Origin of the sequence: Arthrobacter sp., assembly GCF_030540645.1 — a bacterium.
Classification (GTDB): Bacteria; Actinomycetota; Actinomycetes; order Actinomycetales; family Micrococcaceae; genus Specibacter.
Map to the genome: position 1 here is coordinate 41,101 of NZ_JAUNVV010000022.1, position 3,055 is coordinate 44,155.

Genomic DNA, 3,055 nt, shown 5'->3' on the forward strand with positions numbered 1-3,055 from the left:
ATGTGTTCTTTGCCGACTCGGGTTCCGTGTCCGTTGAAGTGGCGCTGAAGCTGGCCGTGCAGTACCAGGCGGCCGCCGGGCACCCTGGACGCGGCCACTTCCTGGCTTTGCGCGGAGGCTACCACGGCGACACGTTTGCCGCGATGAGCGTGTGCGACCCCGTCGACGGCATGCACGCCCAATTCCCGCATCTTGTGGCACAGCAGCGGTTTCTGCCCCGGCCCCCGCAAGCCCGGCTCGTCGACGGCATGCTGGTCTCCGACCCGGCTGAAGTTGCGGCATGGGTGCAGTTGCTGGAGGAAACCGTGGCGGCACATGCTGGCGAACTGGCCGCCATTGTGCTGGAACCTGTGCTGCAGGGTGCTGGCGGCATGTACATCTACGCTCCTGAGTGCCTGGCCGCAGCCCGTCGCGTGGCCACCGAGCACGGCCTGCTCCTGATTGTGGATGAGATCGCCACCGGCTTTGGCCGCACGGGGGAGCTCTTTGCGAGCCACTGGGCGTCGGTGGTCCCTGACATCATGTGCGTGGGCAAGGCGCTGACGGGCGGGTACCTGACGCTGGCGGCCATGCTGTGTTCCTCCGAGGTGGCCGCCACCATCAAGGCCTCACCCCTACGCGCGCTGCTGCACGGGCCCACGTTCATGGCCAATCCGCTGGCCTGTGCCGTGGCTGTGGCTTCGCTGAAGCTGCTGGAGAGCACGCCGTGGCGCCCGCAGGTGTCTGCGCTGCAGGCCGGCCTGGGGGTGGCGCTTGCCCCGGCAGCCACACTGCCGGGGGTCTTGGACGTGCGGGTGCTCGGGGGAGTGGGCGTCATCGAACTGGACACGCCTGTGGACGTTCCCGCGCTGACCCGCGCCGCAGTGCACCACGGCGTCTGGGTTCGACCCTTCCGCAACCTCGTCTACACCATGCCTCCTTACATCAGCACCGCCGAGGACCTTGCCGCCATCGGTGCCGGCCTGTGCGCCGCGGTGGAACAGGTGCACTGCTGATGACTGCCTTCACCACGGACGACGCCGGTGTGCCCGGCCCGGATGCGTCCAACAGCGGCGCGATGGAGCAGTGGCTGCACAGCCGGGCCAAGGTGCGTGAGAGCCGCGGATTGGTCCGGCGCGCTGCACCGTTGCCTACCGGGCGGGTGCTGGATCTGGCATCCAACGACTATCTGGGCCTTTCCCGCGACCCGCGGCTGACCTCCGCTGCCATCGCGGCTGTGCTGCGCCACGGTTCGGGATCACGTGCCTCGCCAGTGGTATGCGGCATGCTGGCAGTGCATGCGGAGCTGGAAAATGCCCTGTGCCAGCTGACGGGGGCCGAGACTGCGCTGCCCTTTTCCTCCGGTTATCTGGCCAATCTTGGCGTGCTCACGGCCTTGGGTGGGCCGGGCACCCTCCTTGTTCTCGATGCGCACGTGCATGCCTCGCTGCACGACGCCGCACGGCTCTCCCGCTCGCCTGTCGTCATCGTCCCGCACGGGGATGTCGAGGCTGTGCGGGCGGCGCTGGCCGCGCGCATGGTGCCGCGCGCCGTCGTCGTCGTTGAATCCCTGTATTCGGTGCTGGGTGACGCCGCGGAACTAACGGTCCTTGCCGAGGCCTGCGCCGCCCACGATGCGTGGCTGCTGGTGGATGAGGCGCATGGGATCGGAGTTGCCGGGGGCGGTCGCGGTGCCGTGCATGCGGCCGGGCTTGCCGCGGCACCGCATGTGGTGCTCACCGTGACGCTGTCCAAGGCGCTGGGCTCCCAAGGCGGGGCCGTGTTGGGGCCACCGGAACTGCGCGAACACCTGGTCAATTCAGCGCGCCCGTTCATCTTCGACACGGCTCTGGCCCCGGCGCCCGCCGCGTCAGCCGCGGAGGCCGCGCGCATCATCCTTGCCGAGCCGGCCCTTGCCGCCAGGTTGCACGTGAGCGCTGCCCGGCTGGCTGGAATGGCCGGCATCACGGGCTCGCCGGGTGCCGTGCAATCCATTCCCATGGCTTCCGCCGAGCAGGCTGTTTCCGTGGCGGGGCAGTTGCGTGATGCCGGAATGCTGGTGGGCTGCTTCCGTCCGCCCAGCGTGCCCGACGGCGTCTCCCGCCTCCGCCTGACCGCCCGGGCCGACCTGTCCCCGAGCCAGTTGGACGATGCCGCCCGGCTGTTGCGCCACGTGCTGCCCGCCCCCGGCCGAAGCCCACTGTCCGGGGCACTCCCAGCCACCAACCCATCCCTTGAAGGAAAGCAACTGTGAACTACCACGTGGTGGAAACACCGGCCCTGGCCAGGGAAGTCATGCGCCGCACCGAGGACTTTGCCCCGACAAACGCGTTAACCTCGGTGGTCCCGCTGGCCCCGGCCACCTTGCGCATACTCAGCAAGGCGAAATTCGCGCTGCCGCCTGTCCTGGCATCCGCAACGGGGGAGGGACACCGGGCCGTGCGCAGTGTGGTGACCCGATTCTTCACCCCGGCCAAGGTTGCAGCCGTCACGCCCCGGGTGCGGGAAATTGCCAGGGCACAGTTGGCGCACACAGCTGCTGCCCTGGAGGCGGGCCCGGTGGATCTGGCAAGTTCCGTGGCCATGCATGTCCCGCCCGTCATCATGGCGGAACTGACAGGGCAGGCCAATCCTCCGCTGGACGAACTGAAAACGTGGAGCCGTGACTCGCTTGAACTGTTTTGGGGCTGGCCGGATCACGCCCGGCAGCTGGAACTGGCCCACAGCGCAGCCGCCTTTTATGGCTGGCTGCGCGCGGAAGTGGCCGCCAGCCGCGGCTCGGATTCCCTGTTTGGGGTGTTGTTGGCTGCGGGATTGAGCAGTGCCGAAGTGTGCTCGCTGGGCTATTTTCTGGTCATTGCCGGGCAGGAAACCACCTCACAGCTGATCAATACGGCGCTGTACCGGGGCATTGGGTCAACGGGGTTGGCGGCGGGACAGCCTTGGGCGGAGCTTGCCGAGCCTGCACTGGCGGAGCAGCACGTGAGGGGCGTACTGGCCACGGAATCCTCGGTGCACACGTGGCGCAGGGCCGCGCTGCGCGACACGGTGCTGGACGGCGTGCTGCTGCCGGCAG

The 3,055-nt window shown here is 68.5% G+C and carries 3 protein-coding genes; all 3 read left to right on the plus strand.

Annotation, left to right across the window (positions count from 1 at the left end):
• On the plus strand, window positions 1–995 hold a 995-nt coding region (locus tag Q4P21_RS06395; RefSeq protein ID WP_303387966.1), incomplete at its 5' end, for an aminotransferase class III-fold pyridoxal phosphate-dependent enzyme.
• Window positions 995–2,233, plus strand: a complete 1,239-nt coding sequence (locus tag Q4P21_RS06400) for an 8-amino-7-oxononanoate synthase (RefSeq protein WP_369598868.1) — start codon at window positions 995–997, stop codon at window positions 2,231–2,233. The genes Q4P21_RS06395 and Q4P21_RS06400, both read left to right, overlap by 1 nt.
• A partial coding sequence (locus Q4P21_RS06405) for a cytochrome P450 (protein ID WP_303387967.1) occupies window positions 2,230–3,055 on the plus strand: 826 nt, incomplete at its 3' end. The genes Q4P21_RS06400 and Q4P21_RS06405, both read left to right, overlap by 4 nt.